At 17.7% G+C, this 22,887-nt stretch carries 18 protein-coding genes and 1 tRNA gene; 13 read left to right on the top strand and 6 right to left on the bottom strand.

Going from position 1 to position 22,887, the window contains the following annotated elements:
- Positions 1 to 12: 12 nt before the first annotated feature.
- Both recB and recD read left to right on the top strand, forming a co-directional pair.
- Complete coding sequence (gene recB, locus LDP12_RS00920; RefSeq protein ID WP_265226502.1) at positions 13 to 3,486, top strand: exodeoxyribonuclease V subunit beta; 3,474 nt, start codon at positions 13 to 15, stop codon at positions 3,484 to 3,486.
- Between the two features lie 4 nt (positions 3,487 to 3,490).
- Positions 3,491 to 5,284: an exodeoxyribonuclease V subunit alpha gene (gene recD, locus LDP12_RS00915; protein WP_265226501.1), complete on the top strand. Its 1,794-nt coding sequence runs from the start codon at positions 3,491 to 3,493 to the stop codon at positions 5,282 to 5,284.
- 5 nt (positions 5,285 to 5,289) lie between these two features.
- Here recD and LDP12_RS00910 read toward each other — a convergent pair.
- Positions 5,290 to 5,363, bottom strand: a tRNA-Met gene (locus LDP12_RS00910).
- Between the two features lie 151 nt (positions 5,364 to 5,514).
- On the opposite strand from LDP12_RS00910, the gene ribH reads away from it, so the two are divergent.
- From ribH to LDP12_RS00890, 4 genes are all read left to right on the top strand, one after another.
- Positions 5,515 to 5,988: a 6,7-dimethyl-8-ribityllumazine synthase gene (ribH, locus tag LDP12_RS00905; RefSeq protein WP_265226500.1), complete on the top strand. Its 474-nt coding sequence runs from the start codon at positions 5,515 to 5,517 to the stop codon at positions 5,986 to 5,988.
- 71 nt (positions 5,989 to 6,059) lie between these two features.
- The gene (ribD, locus tag LDP12_RS00900; protein WP_265226499.1) at positions 6,060 to 7,178 is read left to right on the top strand and encodes a bifunctional diaminohydroxyphosphoribosylaminopyrimidine deaminase/5-amino-6-(5-phosphoribosylamino)uracil reductase RibD; all 1,119 of its coding nucleotides are present in this window, start codon (positions 6,060 to 6,062) and stop codon (positions 7,176 to 7,178) included.
- 23 nt (positions 7,179 to 7,201) lie between these two features.
- Positions 7,202 to 7,621, top strand: a complete 420-nt coding sequence (gene nusB / locus LDP12_RS00895; RefSeq protein ID WP_265226498.1) for a transcription antitermination factor NusB — start codon at positions 7,202 to 7,204, stop codon at positions 7,619 to 7,621.
- Between the two features lie 63 nt (positions 7,622 to 7,684).
- Positions 7,685 to 7,981, top strand: coding sequence for a TusE/DsrC/DsvC family sulfur relay protein (locus LDP12_RS00890; protein WP_265226497.1), 297 nt, complete (start codon positions 7,685 to 7,687; stop codon positions 7,979 to 7,981).
- Here the strand turns inward: LDP12_RS00890 and cyoE are convergent.
- The 5 genes from cyoE to cyoA are packed head-to-tail and all read right to left on the bottom strand — an operon-like array spanning position 7,976 to position 12,675.
- Positions 7,976 to 8,875 carry a heme o synthase gene (gene cyoE / locus LDP12_RS00885; RefSeq protein ID WP_265226496.1) on the bottom strand — a complete coding sequence of 300 codons (900 nt, stop codon included), beginning with the start codon at positions 8,873 to 8,875 and terminating at the stop codon, positions 7,976 to 7,978. The genes LDP12_RS00890 and cyoE overlap by 6 nt on opposite strands.
- Positions 8,859 to 9,188, bottom strand: coding sequence for a cytochrome o ubiquinol oxidase subunit IV (gene cyoD, locus LDP12_RS00880; protein ID WP_265226495.1), 330 nt, complete (start codon positions 9,186 to 9,188; stop codon positions 8,859 to 8,861). The genes cyoE and cyoD overlap by 17 nt, the downstream gene beginning before the upstream one ends.
- A complete protein-coding gene (locus tag LDP12_RS00875) occupies positions 9,185 to 9,808 on the bottom strand; it encodes a cytochrome c oxidase subunit 3 (RefSeq protein WP_265226494.1) in 624 nt (207 codons plus the stop codon). The genes cyoD and LDP12_RS00875 overlap by 4 nt, the downstream gene beginning before the upstream one ends.
- 10 nt (positions 9,809 to 9,818) lie before the next feature.
- Positions 9,819 to 11,804: a cytochrome o ubiquinol oxidase subunit I gene (gene cyoB / locus LDP12_RS00870; protein WP_265226493.1), complete on the bottom strand. Its 1,986-nt coding sequence runs from the start codon at positions 11,802 to 11,804 to the stop codon at positions 9,819 to 9,821.
- A 43-nt stretch (positions 11,805 to 11,847) separates the two neighbouring features.
- A complete protein-coding gene (cyoA, locus tag LDP12_RS00865; protein ID WP_265226492.1) occupies positions 11,848 to 12,675 on the bottom strand; it encodes a ubiquinol oxidase subunit II in 828 nt (275 codons plus the stop codon).
- A 287-nt stretch (positions 12,676 to 12,962) separates the two neighbouring features.
- Here cyoA and LDP12_RS00860 point away from each other — a divergent pair, with 287 nt between their 5' ends.
- From LDP12_RS00860 to LDP12_RS00830, 7 genes are all read left to right on the top strand, one after another.
- The gene (locus tag LDP12_RS00860; RefSeq protein ID WP_265226491.1) at positions 12,963 to 13,259 is read left to right on the top strand and encodes a BolA family protein; all 297 of its coding nucleotides are present in this window, start codon (positions 12,963 to 12,965) and stop codon (positions 13,257 to 13,259) included.
- A gap of 57 nt (positions 13,260 to 13,316) precedes the next feature.
- Positions 13,317 to 14,642 carry a trigger factor gene (locus tag LDP12_RS00855; protein ID WP_265226490.1) on the top strand — a complete coding sequence of 442 codons (1,326 nt, stop codon included), beginning with the start codon at positions 13,317 to 13,319 and terminating at the stop codon, positions 14,640 to 14,642.
- A gap of 39 nt (positions 14,643 to 14,681) precedes the next feature.
- Positions 14,682 to 15,308: an ATP-dependent Clp protease proteolytic subunit gene (locus tag LDP12_RS00850; protein WP_265226489.1), complete on the top strand. Its 627-nt coding sequence runs from the start codon at positions 14,682 to 14,684 to the stop codon at positions 15,306 to 15,308.
- Between the two features lie 55 nt (positions 15,309 to 15,363).
- Complete coding sequence (clpX, locus tag LDP12_RS00845; protein WP_265226488.1) at positions 15,364 to 16,620, top strand: ATP-dependent Clp protease ATP-binding subunit ClpX; 1,257 nt, start codon at positions 15,364 to 15,366, stop codon at positions 16,618 to 16,620.
- A 124-nt stretch (positions 16,621 to 16,744) separates the two neighbouring features.
- Positions 16,745 to 19,078, top strand: coding sequence for an endopeptidase La (gene lon, locus LDP12_RS00840; protein ID WP_265226487.1), 2,334 nt, complete (start codon positions 16,745 to 16,747; stop codon positions 19,076 to 19,078).
- A gap of 76 nt (positions 19,079 to 19,154) precedes the next feature.
- A complete protein-coding gene (locus LDP12_RS00835; RefSeq protein WP_265226486.1) occupies positions 19,155 to 21,026 on the top strand; it encodes a SurA N-terminal domain-containing protein in 1,872 nt (623 codons plus the stop codon).
- A gap of 92 nt (positions 21,027 to 21,118) precedes the next feature.
- A complete protein-coding gene (locus tag LDP12_RS00830; protein ID WP_265226485.1) occupies positions 21,119 to 22,879 on the top strand; it encodes an ABC transporter transmembrane domain-containing protein in 1,761 nt (586 codons plus the stop codon).
- The last annotated feature ends 8 nt before the right edge of the window (positions 22,880 to 22,887 follow it).

The raw sequence follows: 22,887 nt of genomic DNA, 5'->3' as shown, positions 1-22,887 counted from the left end.
ACTATTAAAAAAATGAATATATTAAATAATATATTTTTAATTCCATTGAAAGGAATTAAAATAATTGAAGCTTCGGCAGGAACAGGTAAAACTTTTACAATTATTTTATTATATTTACGTTTATTATTAGGAATTAATACTAAAAGAAAATATTTAGTAAAAGAAATTTTAATTATTACTTATACTAAAAACGCAACAATAGAAATTCAAAACAGAATATCACAAAATATTTATCATTGTTATGTAGATTGTTTATCTAAAAAAACTAAAAATGTTTATTTTAAAAAATTATTTAAAAACATTAAAAATTATGAAAAAGCTAGTTTATTATTAAAAAAAGCTTATATAGATATTCATAATTCCTCAATTTATACTATTCATGGATTTTGTAAATATATATTAAAAATTAAAAATTTTCATGATGATATTTCTAATATAAAAAAAAAATATCACGAAGAAATATTATATAAAAAATCTGTATACACTTTTTGGAGAAAATTTTTTTATTCTCTAAATAAAGAAATATCAAATATAATTTTTCAATATTGGAAACATCCGGATCAACTTTTATTAGAAATTATTCAATTTTTAAATATTAAATCAAAAATATTTTTTAAAAATAAAAAAAAAATTAAAAATATTTATATAAAACATAATGAAAATATAAAAAAAATTAATATTTTTAAAAAAAAATGGAATAAAATAAAAGTTAAATTAAAAAAAAAATTTTCAGAAAAAAAATTCAATAAAAGAATATATAATAATAAAAATACTTCTAGATGGATAAAAAAAATTACAAAATGGACTTTAAAAAAAACAAAAAATTATAATTTTCCACAAGAATTAAAGCATTTTACAAAAAAAAAAATAGAATTAAATTGTCATAAATTTCAAAATAAAGATTTTTTATTTTTAAAAATCATAAAAAAATTTTTAAAAACTAATTTTTCTTTAAAAGAAAATATTCTGATTTATGCAATTAAAAAAATACCAAAAATTTTAAAAGAAATTAAAAAAAAAAAATTTTGTTTTGATAATTTAATTCATTCTATGCTTTTATTTTTAAAAAATAAAAAAAATCTATCAAAATTTATAGAAAATAAATTTCCAATAGCATTTATTGATGAATTTCAAGATACAGACCATCAACAATATGATATTTTTAAAAAAATTTATCAAAATAAAAAAAAATCTTCTTTAATATTAATAGGAGATCCTAAGCAATCTATTTATAACTTTAGAGGAGCTGATATTTTTTTTTATTTAAAAAATACATTTAAAATATCTAATTTATATACTTTAAAAAAAAATTGGAGATCTTCTAAAAAATTAATAGATAGTATAAATTTATTATTCAATAGAATAAAACACTCTTTTATTTTTAAAAAAATAAAATATAGATCTATATTATCTTCTGAAAACTCTGCAAAAAAAAAATTTATCATTGATAAAAAAGAACAACCTGCAATAACATTTTGGCTACATGAAAATAAAGATAAAAAAATAAATCATTATAATGATTGGATTTCTAAAAAATGTTCTGAAAATATTTATTATTTAATTTCAAAAATAAAAAATAAAAAAGCAATTTTAAAAACAGAAAATAGTAAAAAAATTTTAAAAATACAAGATATTTGTATTTTAGTAAAAAACTTTAAAGAATATCAAATATTGAAAAAACAATTAAAAAAAAAGAATATTGATTCTTATTATACTTCATATAAAAAATCTATTTTTAAAAAAAATATTATTAAAGAAATTTTTTATATACTACAATCTATTTTAAATTATTCTAATGAATATTATTTTAATAGAGCGATTACTACTTCTATTATATCAAAAAATTTTTACACTTTAATTCAACTAAAAAAAAAACAAAATAAATTATCAAAATTAAAAAATATATTTAGTAAATTTTTATATATATGGAAAAAAAAAGGAATATTAAATCTTATCAAAAATATTATCTATAAAAGCACTCTTTATGAAAAATATTTTTTTTATAAAAAAAATAAGAACTGTATTTCAAATTTAATTTATTTAGGAGAAATTTTAGAAAAAAAATCTATATTAAAAAAAAATTTATTTTTTTTATTAGAATGGCTAAAAAAAAAAATATTTCAAGATGATCAAAATTATGAAAATGATTATCAAAAATTAATTTATAATAATAAAAATTGTATTAACATAACTACTATATATAAATCTAAAGGATTACAATATCCAATTATTTGGATTCCATTTATTTCAAATTTTTCATTTTCTAAAAAACTTATTTTTCATGATAGAAAAAAATTTAATATTTTAATAAATATTAAAAAACAAATAAAAGAAATAAAATTAGCCGAAGAAGAAAAATTATCAGAAGAAATTCGTTTATTATATGTTGCTATTACTCGTTCTATATTTCATTGCAGTATCGGTGTCAGTCCATTTGTAAATATAAAAAAAATATGTAATAAAACAAATTTTCATCATAGTGGATTAGGATATATACTACAAAAGGGAAAAAAGATGAATATTCAAGAATTTACACATGAAATAAAAAAAATTATTTTAAATAAAAACATTAATATTCATGATAAAAATTTAATTCCAGATTATATAAAAAAAACTGTTAAAAAAAAAAAATATATACATAAAAATTATTTTACAAGAACATTTAAAATAGAAGAAAATACAAATTATACAAAAATATGTAAAGAAATTCTTAAAAAGAAAAATATAATAAAAAAAAAAGAAAATAAAATTATTTTAAATAAAAAAACAAAATTGACAAAATATTCTTTTCCTAAAGGAAAAAAATATGGAATTTTTTTACATAAAATACTTGAAAATATAAATTTTAAAAAAATAAATAATTTTTTAATCTTAAAATATTTAAAAAAAAATAAATTAAAAGAAAAATGGTTACCTATAATAAAAAAATGGATTAATTTAATTTTATTAAAACCTTTAAATACATTTAAAATAAAAATATATAATTTAAATAAAAAAAATTACATCAAAGAATTCAAATTTTCTTTACCATTAAAAAAAAATATAAATATATATTTAATTGAAAGTTTATTAAATACAAAATATAAAAATATAAATACAAATTTTAAAAAAAAATTAAACATAAAAAATAAAATTTTAACTGGAAGTATTGATTTAATTTTTAAATTTAATAAAAAATATTATGTAATAGATTATAAATCTAATTTTTTAGGTGAAAATAATCAATTTTACCAAAAAAAATATTTAAAAAAAGAAATTATAAAAAAAAAATACTATATTCAATATTATTTATATTCTCTTGCATTACATAGATTTCTGAAATTAAAATTAAAAAATTACAAATTTAAAAAAAATTTTGGAGGAATTTACTATATTTTTTTACGCGGAATAAATAAAAATAATGAAAATGGAATTTTTTTTTATCAACCTAAATATTCTTTAATTAAAAAATTAAATAATTTTTTCTTTATACAGCAAAAAAAATAAAATTATGATTAAACTAATAAAAAAATTAATAAAAAAAAAAATATTTAAAAAAATAGATTATTATTTTGCAAAAAATATAGCAAAAAAATATGAATTATTATTATTAATTACAGCAACATATATAAGTTTTTTAAATAGACAAGGATATACTTTTCTTTCTTTAAAAAAAATAAAAAAAAATAAAATTTTTTCAAAAGAAATTATTCATAAAATTAAAAATATTAAAAATATCAAAAAAGAATTATTAAAAAGTGATGCAGTAGGAAATAAAGATAAAAATTTTCCGTTAATCCTTGATGGAAAAAATTTATATTTAAATAAAATATGGATTATTGAACGAAAAATATTAAAATTTTTAACATACAAATATACTCTTAAAGAATATAATTTACACCAATGGAAAATAATTCTTAAAAATAAATTTTTTAAAAAATCTCATATTGAACAAAAAATAGCAATTCTTTTATGTTTATTAAATAAATTTACAATTATATTAGGTTCTCCTGGAACTGGAAAAACTCAATTAATTTCTAAAATTATTTATTTCTTTATTCAAATTTCAAAAAAAAAAAAAATTCTATTAACTTCTCCTACAGGAAAAGCAAGTTCAATATTAATTGAATCTGTTAAAAAAAATAAATATTTATTAAATATAAAAAATAAATATAAAAAATATATTCCTAATTCTGCATTTACTATACATGACTTATTTAAAATTAATAATTATTATACAAATAATTTTTTTAATCGTGCAAAAAAAATTCATTATGATTTATTAATTATTGATGAATCATCTATGATAGATATTTTTATGTTAGAAAAGATTATCGATAGCTCTAATCAAAATGGACAAATAATATTTTTGGGAGACCACAATCAACTCCCTTCGATTAATAATGGATCTTTTTTACAAGATATTTTTTCTATATATAAAGAAACAAAAAATCAAGAAATATATGTAAAATTAATAAATTTTATTAAAAAAAAATTTTCTAAATTAAATAAAAAAAATATTACAAAAAAAGTTTTTATTTTGAAAAAAAGATATCGATTTAAAAAAAAATCTAATATAAATCAATGTTCAAAAATTATTAAAAAATTTAAACAAAAACAAATAAAAAACATTTTTAATAATAAATTTAATAATATTAAATTTTCTGTTATAAATAAATCTTATTTTTCATATAAAAATATGATTAAAAAAATCTTTAAAATGTATAAAAATTATTGGAAAATGATTTTTAATAAATATTCATATAAAAAAATTTTAAAATATTTTAATAAAATAAGAATTTTATGTATTTTGAAAAAAGGAATGTTTGGTGTTCAAGGAATAAATAAAATATTTAAAAAAATGATTTTTAAAAAATATTTTATAAAATCTGAAAAAAAAAATAAGTGGTATATAGGTAAACCTATCATGATTTTAAAAAATAATAAAAATATCAAACTATTTAATGGAAGTATTGGAATTACTCTCTTAGATAAAAAAAAAAAAATGAAGATTTTTTTTTTAATGAATAATGGAGAAATAAAAAATATTCCAATAAATTTATTACCTAAATATAAAACAACATGGGCAATAACTATTCATAAATCACAAGGTTCAGAATTTAATAAAATTAATATTATATTTCCATTAAAAATAAATAAAATTATGAGCAGAGAAATTATTTATACAGCTATTACTAGATCTAAAAAAAAAATACATATTTTTTCTAAAAAAAGTGTTTTTTTTAAAACAGCATCTAATAAAATTATAAGAAAAAGTGGATTTATAAAAAATTTAAAAATTTAAATGTTTTGCGGGAGCTGGATTTGAACCAACGACCTTCGGGTTATGAGCCCGACGAGCTACCGAACTGCTCCATCCCGCGATATTTGAATAATATAACATTTATATTCTTAAAAAACAACATTTTTAAATATATAAATATACTTTCATAAATATAAAAAAATATTTAATATATAATAAAAATATCTATATAAAATAATTATTCTTTTTAAATAATTTTAAAAAAGGAAAAAATGAAAATTATTCAAGCTAAATTAATAACAAAAAAATCAAAAATTGCTATTATTACTACAAGATTTAATGAATTTATTAATAATAGATTACTCAAAAGTTGCGTTCAAACATTAAAAAGAATTGGAAATCTAAAATCCAATGATATCACTATAATAAAAGTACCAGGTGCATATGAAATACCTATTACTGCAGAAATTATTGCACATAAAAAAGAATATAATGCGATTATAACTTTAGGTACAATTATTAAAGGAAAAACGAGACATAATAAATTTATAGAAAATTCTCTTACATATGGACTATCTAAAATCAGTATTACTAATAGAATTCCAATTATTACAAGTATACTAATGACTAATAATATTAATGAAACTTTAGAAAGATGCGGAATTAAATTAAACAATAAAGGATCTGAAGCAGCTTTATCAGCTTTAGAAATTATTAATGTTATTAAAAAAATTAATCAAAAATAAAAATTTTTTAAAAAAAAAATTATACTTGATTAAATAATTCACTATTTATAAATAATTTTTATAAAAAATATATGATTAATCATAAGAAATATATGAAATATGCAATAAAATTAGCAAAAAAAGGAATTTTTACTACTTCTTCTAATCCAATAGTAGGTTGTGTTATTGTAAATAATAAAATTATAGTAGGTCAAGGATGGCATCAAAAAAGAGGTTCTGAACATGCAGAAATTATTGCTTTAAATATGGCTAAAAAATTATCTTATGGAGCAACAATGTATGTTACACTCGAACCTTGTGCACATTATGGATTAACAGGTCCATGTTATAAAAAAATTATTTCTTCTGGAATATACAAAATTTTTATTTCTACTAAAGATCCAAATCCTAAAGTAAATGGTAAAAGTATAAAAAAACTAAAAAAATCAGGAATAAAAGTAAATATAGGATTATTAAAAAAAAAATCTAAATTCTTAAATAGAGAATTTTTTAAATGGATTAAAACAGGGAATCCTTGGATAAATCTAAAAATAGCTATGTCATTAGATGGTAAAATAGCTACTCAATCTGGAAAAAGTAAATGGATTACATCAAAAAAATCAAGAAATGAAGTACATAAATTACGTGCACAAAATACAGCAATACTTACTACAAGTAAAACAGTTCTTCAAGATAATCCTTTGTTAAATGTTCGTGTTCAAGATATGAATATCTTAGATCAAAAAAAATTTCCTAAAGAAAATTTTGTACAACCTATAAGAATTATAATTGATAGTAAAAATAGAATTCAAAAAAATCATAAAATTATTCAAATTACAAATAAAATTTTACTGATTAGATTAAAATCAGATAATAAAAAATGGCCAAAACATGTTAAACAAATAATTATTCCACCATATAAAAATAAAATAAATTTAATTTTATTATTTAAATTTTTAGGAACTTTAAATATAAAAAATATTTTAGTTGAATCAGGATCATTATTTGCTTCTTCTTTATTATCATTAAATATTATTGATGAACTAATAATATATTGTGCTCCAATTATATTAGGAAATAACTCTAAACCTATTTTTTTATTAAATTATATAAAAAAAATTTCTCAATCTAAAAAAATAATTTTTAGAAAAGTATTTAAAATAGGAAACGATTTATGTATGAAAATTAATTTTAAAAAATCTAGTAAATAAAAAATAAATATAATGAGTAAAATATGAAAATTTATCTACGTAAAAATTCTAGAATACGTATTGTACAAGCATTATATTCTTGGCAATTATCTAATAATAAAAGTTATCAAATAAAAAATTTTTTTTATAAAAAATATAAAAAAAAAATAGATTTTAAATATTTTAATGAAATTTTTTTAGGAATTATAAAAAATAAAATTAAAATAGATAACTTAATAAAACCATGTATTTTAAGAAATTTAAATAGATTAAGTGAAGTAGAAAAATCAATTTTAAGAATGTCTGTTTATGAACTTCTTAAAAGAAAAGATATTCCTTATAAAGTAATTATTAATGAAGGAATAGAAATAGCTAAAATTTTTGGATCTAAAGATAGTCATAAATTTATTAATGGTGTTTTAGATAAAATAGCGATTAAAATACGTTTTAAAAAAATTGCATAATATTACAAATAAATTTAATCTATAAAAAATTCTTTTTAAAATTTATATAAGTATTAAAAAATTATGATAATAAAAAAAAAAAAAAAAAAAAAAAATGAATGGAACGAAAAATACGCTATTAATATAGCAAAAAATGCAGGAATTAAAATGACATTAAAACATTGGAAAATAATTTATTTTGCTAGAAATTTTTATTTAAAATTTAATATATCTCCTCCTATAAGAATATTATTACAAGCTATTAATAAAAAATCTAAAAAAAAAATTAATAGTTTATCTTTAATAAAACTTTTTCCTAATAATCCTTCAATTCAAATTAGTAAAATTTCTGGTATTCCAAATCCTAATAAATGTTTATAAAAATTTAAAAAAATTCATACAAATAAAAAAATTAAACAAAATTATATAAAAAATAGAAAATTTAAAAATTTTTCTTGCCCATGTTTTTTTATAAGAATAAATATAATAATAACCTTCTAAAATTATTGATAACCATATAATTCCTAAAAATAAAAAAATAAAACTATAAAAATAATTAGAAAAATATATAAAATTTAACATAAAAATAAAAAAAATTAATATTATTACAGAAAAATACATATGATCTAAAGTTCTTTGAAATGTATTTACTATAGGAAAAACAGGCATTTGAGCTTTTCTATAATCTTTTAAATGCAATAAATAAATTGAATATGAATGAGGTATTTGCCAAATAAGATGAATTAAAAATAATATCATAGGAATAACATTAAAATAATTTTCTATTGAAAAATATCCTATTATAATTGGACATGATCCAGAAATTGCTCCAAAAATAGTAGAATATTGAGATTTTTTTTTTAATAAAATAGTATATATAACTACATAAAAAAATAAACCAAATAAAGATATTATATATGCTATTTTATTTAAAAATAATAAAAATATTAAACTTCCACAAAAAAATAAAAAAAAAGAAAATATATAAGCAGAATTTATAGAAATATTTTTCTTTACTAAAACTCTATTTTTTGTTCTTATCATTTTCTTGTCATTTTCAATGTCTAAAATATTATTTAAAACACATCCACAAGCTATAATACAAGATAAACCTAAAATCATAGCTAAAAATATTTTATAATAAAAAATATTTTTTCTTAATGTAAAAAAATACCCAGCTAAAGCTGAAAATATATTAGCTATGATAATTCTTGGTTTTATAATTTCAAAATAATAAAAAAAAAATTTATTATATTTTTTAAAAACACATTGCATAATGATTTATATTCCTCATAATCCATATAGATCCAGTTAAAATAATAGATATAATTATTAATGTAAAAATTATGGAAAAAAAATTCCAGTAATTTTTATTAAAATCATCTAAATGTAAAAAAAATAATATATGAATTAAAACTTGTATAAAACAACATAATGTAATAAAAAAATATAAATAATTTTTTGAAAAAATATTATAAATTACTATATAAAAAGGAATAAAAGATAAAATTAAAGAAAAAATAAACACTAATATATAAAAAAAAATTGATGTTTGAAAAAAACTTTTTTTTTTCATATTTAAAATCATTTTATTACTCCAAATAAATATACAAAAGTGAACAAAAAAATCCATATAATATCAAGAAAATGCCAAAAAATACTTAAACATAAAATTCTAGTTCTAATAATTTTGTCTATGCCTAAAACATAAATTTGAAAAATCATTAAAATAATCCAAAATAAACCACAAATTACATGAAAACCATGCAACCATAATAAAGTATAAAATGATGAAAGAAAACCACTTCTACTAGGAATATAATTATTTCTAAATAAATTTAGAAATTCTGTAAATTCTATCGTAATAAACAAAAATCCTAATATAAATACTAAAAATAAAAATATCATTACCATAAAAGAATTACATTTTTTTACAAAATTAATTGCAATACTGAAACATAAAGAACTTAATAATAAAAAAAAAGTTTCTAAAAAAACAAATTTTAAATTAAAAAAATCTTTTCCAGATGGACCATTAGAAACGTTATGAACCATAACAAAGTAAACTGCAAAAATAGTAGAAAAAATAATACAATCACTCATAATATAAATCCAAAAACCAAAAATAGTTTTTCGATTAACTTTAATTTCTTCTGAAAGATTATTTTTTTTTTTTGAAAAAATGTTATTTAAAAAGTTTTTAAGCATAAGTTGAACTCTATTTATTTAAATTTTTATAATAATTGTTTTCTAATTTTTTAATTATTTTCTTTTTAATACGTTTCTTTTTATCTTTAAAAAAACTTTTATATATAAAAATAAAAATAACATTAATAATAGAAAAAAAGAAAAGCCACCAAATATGCCAAACTGCTGAAAAACCTAAAATTAATAAAAAAAAACTAATAATTACACCATATATATTATTTTGAGGTATATATAAATCTTCATATTTATATAAATTTTTAAAATTATTTCTTATAAAAGATTTATTTTCTTTCATTTTCCAAAATATATCTCTAGAAAATACTTTTGGTATAACAGCAAAATTATAATCTTGCGCTGGAGAAGATATACTCCATTCTAAAGTTCTTCCATTCCAAGGATCTCCTGTAGTATCTAAATTTTTTTTACGTTGTAAAATCGAAACTATAAATTGTATAATTTGAGATATAACACCTAAAAAAATTAAAAAAACTCCAATACAAGCAATAGATAATAAAAAATGAAAATTAAAATCTATATTTTGACTTAATCTACGAGTCATACCCATAAATCCTAAAAAATATAATGGAATAAAAGCAAACAAAAATCCTATAATCCAAAAGAAAAAAGATACTTTACCCCAAAATTCATTTAATATAAATCCAAAAACCTTAGGAAACCAATATGTAATTCCAGCAAAACAACCAAATACAACTCCTCCAATGATAACATTATGAAAATGAGCTACTAAAAATAAACTATTATGTAAAACAAAATCTGCAGGAGGTAAAGATAATAATACACCAGCCATTCCTCCTATAGAAAAAGTTATTAAAAAACCAATAGTCCACAGCATACAAGAATGAAAATAAATACGACCTCTATACATTGTAAATAACCAATTAAAAATTTTTACTCCAGTGGGGACTGCAATAATCATAGTAGTAATTCCAAAAAAAGCATTTACATTTGCTCCAGCTCCCATAGTAAAAAAATGATGTAACCACACTATAAAAGATAATATGGTAATTACTAAAGTTGCCCAAACTAATGAAATATATCCAAATAAAGATTTTCTAGAAAATGTAGATACTATTTCAGAAAAAATACCAAATGCAGGAAGTACTAAAATATAGACTTCAGGATGACCCCAAATCCAAATTAAATTAATATACATCATCATATTTCCACCTAATTCATTAGTGAAAAAATGAAATCCTAAATATCGATCTAAAGTTAATAAAGTGAGAGTAACTGTTAAAACTGGAAAAGAAGCAATAATTAACAGATTAGAACACAAAACAGTCCATGTAAAAACAGGCATTCTAAACATTGTCATTCCTGGAGCTCGCATTTTTAATATTGTTACTAAAAAATTAATTGCTGTTAAAGTTGTTCCTAATCCAGCAATTTGTAAACACCAAATCCAATAATCTACTCCAACTCCAGGACTAAATTGCATTTCAGATAAAGGAGGATATGCTAACCAACCTGTTTTTGCAAATTCACCTATTCCTAAAGATAAATTAATTAATATAACAGCACTAACTGTTATCCAAAAACTTAAATTATTTAAAAATGGAAATGCTAAATCACGAGCACCAATTTGTAAAGGAACTACAAAATTCATTAAACCAATAATCAATGGCATCGCTACAAAAAAAATCATAATAACGCCATGTGCAGTAAATATTTGATCATAATGATAAGATGGTAAAAATCCAGAAGGATGTTCTAAAGAAGCTAGATATTGCTGAATTCTCATCATAATAGCATCAACAAAACCTCTAAATAACATTATAAAAGATAATATTATATACATTACAGCAATTTTTTTATGATCTACAGTAGTAAACCAATTATCCCATAAATACTTCCATTTTTTAAAATATGTTATACCAGATATAATTGATATAGAAATTAAAAAAATAAAAATATATGTAATTACAATAATTGGTTCATGAAAAGGTATATCTTCCCATGATAGTTTTCCAAACATATAATTTTTTCCTAAATTTGATAAAATAATTTTTTTAAATTAATTATTGTGTATTCATTATTTTTTTTATAAATTTAATATCTTTAAAAGAAAAAAAATTTATATTGTCAATATTATAAATATTATTAATATCATTTAAACTAGATACTAGTTTACATTTTTTATAAATTTTGTTAGTCCATGAATAAAAAAAATTATTACTAGAAATTGAAAAAACATGAAATTTCATATTAGAAAATTCTTTTCCACTATAATTTGCAGAAATACCTTTATATAAACCAGAAATATTTGAAATTAAATTTAAATTTGTTATCATTCCTGGCATAGAATATATCTGACTTCCTAAAGATGGAATAAAAAAAGAATTCATAACTGTATTAGAAGTAATATAAAATTTTATTGGAATATTAGTAGGAATAATTAGTTCATTTATTGTAATAATTTTTTGTTGAGGATAAATAAATATCCATTTCCAATTTGTAGATAAAACATATATTTTTATAGGTTGAAAATTATTTACATAAATGGATTTTTTAGGATCTAAATCATGTGTTTTTTTCCATGACAAAACAGATAAGAATAAAATAATAGCTATAGGTACACCCCAAGAAAAAAATTCAATAATATAAGAATGATCCCAATTAGGATTATACATAGAATTTTTATATTTATGATAATATTTTATAGAAAAAAAAATAGTCATCAAAATTACTGGTACTACTACAATTAACATAATTAAAAATGCAATAATTATTAATTTTTTTTGTTCTAAAGCTATTTGACCTTTAGGAGAAATAATGCCTTCACGACATCCAATTAAAAAAAATGATAAAAAAAATATTAAAAATGTTTTAAATTTATCAAAATTCATACTAAAAACCTCAAAAAATTTAAATTAAATTTATATTTAATAAGATTAAAATTATTAAACTATTTTATAATGTAGTTTTTTAATTTAATCAAATAAATAAATATTTAAAAAAAACTTATAAAAGAATAATAATTTAAATATTATAATATTATCTTAAATAAATTTATTTTAAATTAAAAAATAATTTATATACTATATGAATAAAAAATTATTAAATAAATTATTTTATTTTACATATATTACTTAAAATAAAAAATTTTAAAAATAAAAAAAAAAAATACCAAAATATGATAAATTTAATAAAAAAAAAAATTCAAAAACAAATTAAAGTAAAATATTTAAAAATATATAACACAAGTTTTATGCATCCGAAATTAAAAAATAATAATTCCCATTTTAAAATAATTATTGTTTCTCAAGACTTTTTAAAAATAAATATATTAAGAAGACATCAAATAATTTATAATATTTTATCTAAAGAGTTAAAAAAAGTAATACACGGAATAGAAATTTTTACATACACATTCAAAGAATGGATTAAAAAAAAAAAAAATAAAATATCTTACATTCAATGCAAAAAATAATTTAATAAATTACATGATTAAAATTTATTTAAATTTATACAAATTGAGAAAAAAAAAATGAATTCTATTTTTGAAAAAAATATTACTTCTATAAAAAAAAAATATATTATTTCTACAAATAATATAGAAAAAAAAATTCAAAAAAAATTATTAAATTTACAAAAAAAAATTGTAATAAATGGATTTCGTAAAGGAAAAGTTCCAAAAAAAATTATTGAAGAAAATTATAGAAACAAAATATTTAATAAAATTTTAAAAAAAATAATACATCAAAATTTTATTAAACTAATTCAAAAAAAAAATATTCAAAATTATCAAAATGTTAAATATTTTTTTGGAAAATATATCCCAGGAACTGATTTTAATTATACAATAAAATTTGACGTTATTTTAGATAAATTCATACAAAAGTTAAATTCAATTACTTTATATAATTTAAATATAAATATATCTAAAAAAAATATTGATCAAGTAATGTTAAATTTTCAAAAAAATATTTCACCTTGGCAAGAAAAAAATGAATCAATTAAAAAAAATGATAAAGTAACTATTAATTATCATCTAACACTTAAAGATAATAATATAAAAATTTTAAAAAATAAAAAATTATCAATACTTATGAATAAAAATTTTTTATTAAAAGAAATTTTTTATTCTATAATTAACAAAAAAAAAGAAGATTTAATAACTACTAATATAAAATTTTCTAAATATCATCCAGAAAAAAAAATTGCTGGAAAAAAAGTTACTGTTTGTATAAAAATTGTTAATATTAAAGAAAAGAAAAATCAAAAAATTAATTTTAAAGAATTTAAAAAATTTGGTTTTATAGAAAATAATATAGAAGAATTAAAAAAAAATATTTATGTACAAATAAAAGAAGAATCAAAAAAAATTGCACGAGAATATTTAAAAAAACAATTTATTAAAAAATATATTAACACAAAAGACATTAAAAAATATATTGATAAAAACAATGAAATCATATCAATGATAAAAAAAAATATATTTATATATAAAGAAAAACTTGGATCTCAATATAAAAAAAATCAAAACATCTTTGAAAAATTGTATAATAAAAATATTATTAAAGCTTCTAAAAAAAAAGCAATAATAAATATTTTGATCAAAAAAATTATTCTTGAAAAATCTTTATCTATAAGTCAAAAATTAATTAAAAAAGTATTTAAAAATACTATACAAAATTTCTCTCAAAAAGATAAAAAAAACAATATAATTAATAAAAAAATTATTATACAAAACATCAAAAATTTTTTATTAAAAGAAAAAGCATTTAATTTTATTTTTCAAAATGTAGTAATAAAAAATAAAAAAATAGATTTTAAAAAAGCTTTAAAAAAAAATAAAAAAACTTATTTATAATTTTTTTTTAAAATTTAATAATTTTAAAAGGACAATCACGTGATATATGAAAAAAATTATTTAATAAAAAATAATCAAAATATAATACCCATAGTAATTGAAAAAAATTATCTTGGAGAAAAATCATTTGATATATATTCCCGTTTATTAAGAGATAGAATTATATTTTTAAACGGATCTATTGATGACAATTTATCTAATCTTGTTATTGCACAACTATTATTTTTAGAATCTGAAAATTCTAAACAAGATATATTCTTATATATTAATTCACCAGGAGGAATTGTTTCTTCAGGTTTATCTATATATGATACTATTAAATTTATAAAACCAGATGTAAATACCGTTTGTCTAGGACAAGCATCTTCTATGGCAGCATTAATTTTATCTTCTGGAGAAAAAGGAAAAAGATTTAGTTTACCTAATTCTAGAATTATGATACATCAACCTTTAGGAGGTTTTCAAGGACAAGCTTCTGATATTAAAATACATGCAAAAGAAATAGATAATGTAAAAAAAAATATTAATAAAATATTATCTTATAATACAAATAAAGATATAAAAGAAATAGAAAAAGATACTGAAAGAGATTATTTTCTTTCAGCTAAAGAAGCATTAAAATATGGAATAATAGATTCTATTTTAAAAAAAAAAGAAAATATATAAAAATTTAAGATAAATATTTTAAAAAATATATTTTTATGTTAAAAGGAAAACAACTATGGATCAAAAAAAAAAAAAAAATAAAAAATTATGTTGTTCTTTTTGTAAAAAAGATCAAAAAGAAGTTAAAAAAATTATAGCAGGTACAAAAGCATATATATGTGATCAATGCATTTATTTATGTAATAATATTTTACGTGAAGAAAATTTACAAAATCAACATTTATTTAAAAAATATAAAGATTTACCTACACCACATCAAATTAAAAAAAAATTAGATGATTATGTTATTGGACAAGAACAAGCAAAAAAAATATTGTCAGTTGCCGTGCACAATCATTATAAAAAATTTTATAATATAGAAACATATAATAAAAAAAAAATGATTCCATTAGGTAAAAGTAATATTCTTATTATAGGACCAACTGGAAGTGGAAAAACTTTATTAGCAGAAACTTTAGCTAAAATACTAGACGTACCATTTTCAATATCTGATGCAACAACTTTAACAGAAGCTGGATATGTGGGTGAAGATGTTGAAAATATTATTCAAAGATTATTACAAAAATGTGATTATAATGTACAAAAAGCTGAATCTGGAATTATTTTTATAGATGAAATAGATAAAATATCTAAAAAATCAAATAATTTATCTATTACACGTGATGTTTCTGGTGAAGGTGTACAACAATCTCTTTTAAAAATAATAGAAGGAACTATTGCATCTATTCCTCCTCAAGGTGGAAGAAAACATCCTCAACAAGAATGTATTCAAATAGATACTTCTAAAATTTTATTTATATGTGGAGGAACATTTTTAGGATTAAAAAAAATTATTTCTTATAGATTAAATAAAAAATCAAAAATAGGATTTAGAAAAAAAAATAAATTATATAATAAAAAAATTCAAAAAAATAATTTAGAAAAATTAGAGCCACAAGATTTGATAAAATTTGGATTAATTCCAGAATTTATAGGAAGATTACCAATTATTACTACATTGAATAATTTAAATAAATCAGAATTAATAAAAATTTTATATAAACCAAAAAATTCTTTAATTAAACAATATCAAACTCTTTTTGAAATAGAAGGAGTAAAATTAAAATTTTGTAAACATTCTATTGAAAAAATAGCTGAAAAATCTATTTTAAAAAAATCTGGTGCTCGTGGATTAAGATCAATACTAGAAAATATTTTACTAGAAACAATGTATAATTTACCATCTATTAATAATGTAGATAAAGTAATTATTAACGAATCTACAATTACTCAAAACCATGCTCCAAAAATTTTATTAAAAAAAAATAAATAATATTGTTATTATAATTATATTAAGTAGAAATTTATAAAATTATCATTATAAATTTTTTAATTAAATATCAAAATAAACATCATTAAAAATAATATTTTTAAATATATTAAAAAAAGAGAAATTTATGAGTCAAAAAAAATCTAAATATATAAAAATACATATTTTACCATTAAGAGATACAATAATATATCCTCATATGGTAATACCATTATTTGTAGGAAGAAAAAAATCTATTCAATGCATTGAAAATGCAGTTAAAAAAAATAAAAAAATTATATTAGTAACACAAAAAAAATATTCTACAAATAAACCTAATATAAAAGATTTATATGAAATAGGAACTATATCAAATATTTTACAATTATTAAAATTACCAGACGGAACAGTAAAAATATTAATAGAAGGATTAAAAAGAGCAAGAATAATAAAATTAGGAAATAAAGAAAATAATTTTCTAGGAAAAGCTGAAATTATTATTTCTAAAGATACTTGTAAAAAAGATTATAAAACATTACAAAGAACATTGATTAATCAATTTGAAAATTATGCTAAATTTAATGCAAAAATTTCTTCTGATTTATTAAATTCATTAAAAAAAATTAAAAATCTAGAAAAATTAATAGATCTCATTGCTACACATGTTCCATCTAAATTAAATAAAAAACAAAAAATATTAGAACATATAGATATTAAAAAAAGATTAGAAATCTTAATGGTGATTGTTGAATCTGAAATAGAATTATTTTCTGTAGAGAAAAAAATCAGAAAAAGAATTAAAAAACAGATGGAAAAAAATCAAAAAGAATATTATCTTAATGAACAAATAAAAGCTATACAAAAAGAATTAGGTAAAAAAAATCCAGATTTAAATGAATATTCTAGTTTTAAAAAAAAAATTAAGTTACGTAAAATACCACAATCAATTAAAAAAGAAATACAAAAAGAATTAAATAGATTGAAATTTATGCCATATATGTCTTCTGAAACTACTGTAGTAAGAAGTTATATTGAATGGATGATAAAAATTCCTTGGAGTAAACGTACTACAGTTAAAAAAAATATTTCTAATGCACGTAATATATTAAATTCTAATCATTATGGATTAAAAAAAGTAAAAGATCGAATATTAGAATATTTAGCTGTACAAAAAAGAACAAATAAAATTAAAGGACCAATTTTATGTTTAGTAGGACCTCCAGGAGTAGGAAAAACATCATTAGCAGAATCTATAGCAGAAGCTACAGGACGAAAATATATTAGAATGTCATTAGGAGGAATTAAAGATGAAGCGGAAATCAGAGGTCATAGAAGAACATATATTGGATCTATGCCTGGTAAAATCATGCAAAATATTTCAAAATCTGGAGTTAAAAATCCATTATTTTTATTAGATGAAATTGATAAAATGTCTTATGATGCAAGATGTGATGCAGAATCTGCTTTATTAGAAGTTTTAGATCCTGAACAAAATTATGCATTTAATGATCATTATTTAGAAGTAAATTATGATTTATCAGAAGTTTTATTTATTGCAACAGCAAATTCATTTAACATATCTAGTCCACTTTTAGATCGCATGGAAATAATTACATTACCAGGATATACAGAAGACGAAAAAATTAAAATATATAATTCTTATTTAAAACCAAAACAAATTAAAGAAAATGCATTACAAGAAAACGAAATTATTATAAATAATGATACTATTTTAGAAATTATTAGATCATATACACGTGAATCTGGAGTACGAGGTTTAGAAAAAAATATTGCAAAAATATTTAGAAAAGTAGTAAAAAAAATATTATTAGATAAAAAAATCAAAAAAATAGAAATTCATAAAAAAAACTTAAATAAATATTTAGGAATTAAAAAATTTACAACAGATCGAAAAAATTTTGTAAATCAAATTGGTCAAGTGACAGGATTAGCTTGGACTGATTGTGGTGGAGAAGTTATACAAATAGAAACTGCATGTGTACATGGAAAAGGAAAATTATTTTTAACAGGATATTTAGGAAAAATAATGAAAGAATCTATTTATGCTGCTATGACTGTAATTAGAACTCAAGCTAAAAAACTAAAAATATCTGATGATTTTTATGAAAAACAAGATATACATGTTCATATTCCAGAAGGTGCAACTCCAAAAGATGGACCTAGTGCAGGTGTTGCAATATGTACATCTCTAGCTTCTTCTATAACAAAAAATCCAGCTAAAGCAGATGTTGCTATGACAGGAGAAATTACATTAAATGGAAATGTATTAGCTATTGGTGGATTAAAAGATAAACTATTAGCTGCTTACAGAGAAGGAATCAAAATAGCTATTATTCCAAAAGAAAATCGTAGACAATTACAAAAAATTCCAAAAAATATTCTTTCTGATATGAAAATACATTTAGTAAAAAATATTAAAGAAGTATTTCAACATGCTTTAGAAAAAAATCCTTATAAATAAATTTAAAATTTTTTAAAAAAATTAACAATAATTTTAATAATTAAAATTTAAATATTTTTATTAAAGGATTCAAGTAATGAATTTAAAAGATACTAAATGGTTTAAAAAGATTATTTTAAGTATAATTATAATAACTTTATTAACATCTGTATTTATAGTAAATTTAAAGAATTATTATAAAAATAATTTTTATAATTATAATTATAATAAATTTTGGTTAATTAAAGTTAATAATCAAATAATTGAAACAAATCAAATTCAAAAAATATTTGAATATAAAATTTTACTTTTAAAAAAAAAATATATAAATAATACATATAACTTATTAAAAAATAAAATATATATCAAAAATTTATATAAAAATATTGTGTCTAATTTAATAAATAAATCTTTAATAAAAGACTATATTGAAAATAATAATCTTAAAAATAATAAAAAAAATACTAAGAATTTAATTATGAAAATAGATCTTTTTAAAAAAAATAATAAATTTAATTCAAATTTATATAATCAATTTTTAAAAAAAATTAATTTTAATGAAAATGAATATTTAGAAGTTATAGGTAATAAAATAACTGAAAAATTTTTTTTTAATGATATCTTAAATTCAAATAATATATTTAAAAAAGAAAAATTATTTTTGAATAATTTACATCAAGAAAGAATATTATGTAAAAAATATATTATAAATTTTAAAAAAATTATTTCTCAACAACAATATACTCAAGAAGAAATTAATAATTTTTACAATCTTTATAAAAAATTTGTTACTAATCAAAAAAAATTTCAAATAAAATTTCTAAAAGTGATTCCATTTTTTAAATCGAATCAAAAAATTAAAAAATTAGACATCTTAAAAGAATTTCAAAACAATAGAAATAAATATTCTATTATAGAAACAAAACAAATTAGTTTAAGAAATTTTAATACTAAAAAACAAGCTATAAAAGAATTAATAAAAATTAAAAAAAATAAAAAAAATAAATTAAACGTAAAAAAAATTTTTATTCAAAATCATAATTTTATAAAAAATTTTCATTTAAATTGGATAACAAAAAAAAAATTTTTAAAAATTATAAATACAATAAAATTAAATAAAATTAATCAAATCTCTCAAATTATTAAATTTAAAAATAAATTCATAATATTTAAATTAGATAATATTAAAAAATTTAAAAATAAAAATATTGATCAAATAAAAAATATTATTAAAAAAAAATTACAAAAAAAAAAATATAAAGAACTAATTAAAAAAATTAATTTAATCTCTATTAATCAAACTCAATATTTTAATTTATTAGAAAAAACTGTAAATCAAAAACCTATAAAAACTAATTGGTTTACAATAAACTCAATTCCTAAAGAAATAAACTTTAAAATTATTAAGAATTTTTTTAAAAACAAACAAAAAATTTTAAAAGAAAAACAAAATAGAATTTTAAATTATAGATTTTTTGATGAAAAAAAAAATATATTTATACAGATTATAAATTACAAAAATAATACTATAAAACCTTTATCTAAAATAAAAAAAAAGATTATAAAATTAATTAAAATAAAAAAATCAAAAATAACAACATTTAAAAAAATTGAAAAAATTGAAAAAAATTTAAATCAAAAACAAAATAACCAAATTTATGAAAAAAATATTATTTTTGATAAAAAAAAATATCTTATCAAATACAAAAATAAAAGTTCTTTATTCTTAATTAAAAAGTTTAATAAAAATTATGTATATAAAAAACCTGTTTATATAAAAATCACAAATTATAAAAACAAATGGATCATGTTAAAACTATATAAAAAATATTTTATTAAATTAAAACCAAATGAAAAGAATAAAATTTATATAAAATCTAAAATACAAAATCAAAAATTATTAATAAAGTTAATATTAGAATCTTTACGATCTAAAGCTAGAATACAATATAATATAAATGAATATTAAATTTTAAAAATAATTTATTATTTTTAAAATTTTTGAAAATACTTAAAAATTTATTAATTATTTTTATAAAAATTAAATATTAGGATTATCCTGTGCAACTATTTAAGCAATTAAGCTGGTACTTTATTCAAGAATGGAAAAGATATCTAGGATCTGTTTTAATATTAATTATAATTGCATTTCTACAAGTAATGCCTCCAAAAATTGTTGGAATACTAGTAGATCTAATCGTAAAAAGAAAAATGTGCTTTTATGAATCTATAAAATGGATTTATTATATGATTGCAATAGCAATTATAGTATATATTCTTAGATATATATGGAGAATACTCCTTTTTGGAGCGTCATATAAATTAGCAATTAAATTAAGAACTATTTTTTATGATTCTATTATTAAACAAAATTCAGATTTTTATTTAGAAAATAGAACTGGTGATCTTATTACACGTGTAAGTAATGATATTGAAAGAGTTATATTTGCAGCTGGAGAAGGTGTTTTAACATTAGTAGATTCATCTGTCATGGGAATTTCAGTTTTAATTGTCATGTGTACTCAAATAAGTTATAAATTAACTTTTTTTGCATTACTTCCAATGCCTGTAATGACTATGTTTATTAAAAAATATGGAGCAGAACTTCATAAAGAATTTTTTAAATATCAAAGTTCTTTTTCCATTTTAAATAATAAAACACAAGAAATTCTTACTAGTATTAGAATAGTAAGAGCATTTGGATTAGAAAAATCACAATTAAAAGATTTTTTAAAATTAATAAAAAAATCTAGTAAAAAAAATATTAACGTCACTAAAATAGATGCTAAATTTGATCCAGTAATATATTTATCTATTGCTTTTTCTAATCTTTTAGCAATTTCTTTCGGTAGTTGGTTAGTATGGAATAATCATATTACTTTAGGACAATTAACTAGTTTTATTATGTATCTTGGATTAATGATTTGGCCGATGTTAGCTTTAGCATGGATGTTTAATATTGTAGAAAGAGGAAGTTCAGCTTGGAATAGAATACAAAAAATAATTCATTCTCCAGTTAAATTAAAAGATGGAAAAATAAATATTTTAAAAAAAAATAAATCATTAAAAATTTCTATAAAGAAATTTTTTTATAATAAAAACAACAATCTACAATTAAAAAATATATATTTAAAAATAAAAAATGGACAAATAATAGGAATTTGTGGTCCTACAGGATCTGGAAAAAGTACTTTAATACATTTAATACAAAGAGAGTTTGATCCAACAATAGGAAAAATTTTATATGATAATATTGAACTATATAAAATTAAATTAAAAACTTGGAGAAAAAAAATTGCAATAGTAAATCAAGAAACTTTTTTATTTTCTGATACTATTAAAAATAATATTTCTTTTGGAAATGAAAATTTAAATTTATCTCAAATAAAAAAATATGCAAAAATAGTAAATATGCATAAAGAAATCTTATCTTTAAAAAATGGTTATGAAACTTTAATAGGTGCTGAAGGAATATTATTATCTGGAGGGCAAAAACAAAGAATAGCGCTTGCTCGTGCTTTAATTTTAAATCCAGAAATATTAATTTTAGATGATGCTTTATCTGCAATAGATGGAAATACAGAAAATTTAATCTTAAAAAATATTTTCAAATGGAAAAGTAAAAATACAACTATTATTATGAGTTCACATAAACTTTCTACATTAGAAAAATCAGATAAAATTATAGTTATGAAAAAAGGAAAAATTAAAAATAAAGGGAAACATATAGAATTAATTAAAAACAAAAATTGGTATAGTCATTCAATATCTAATCACAAAATTATTGATAAAAATAGCAAAAAAATCCATAAAAGGAAATAGAATGTGTA

Source organism: Buchnera aphidicola (Chaitophorus viminalis) (assembly GCF_026122795.1).
In the GTDB taxonomy this organism is placed as follows: Bacteria; Pseudomonadota; Gammaproteobacteria; order Enterobacterales; family Enterobacteriaceae; genus Buchnera_J; species Buchnera_J aphidicola_BK.
This window is presented reverse-complemented; position numbering and strand designations above follow the sequence as displayed.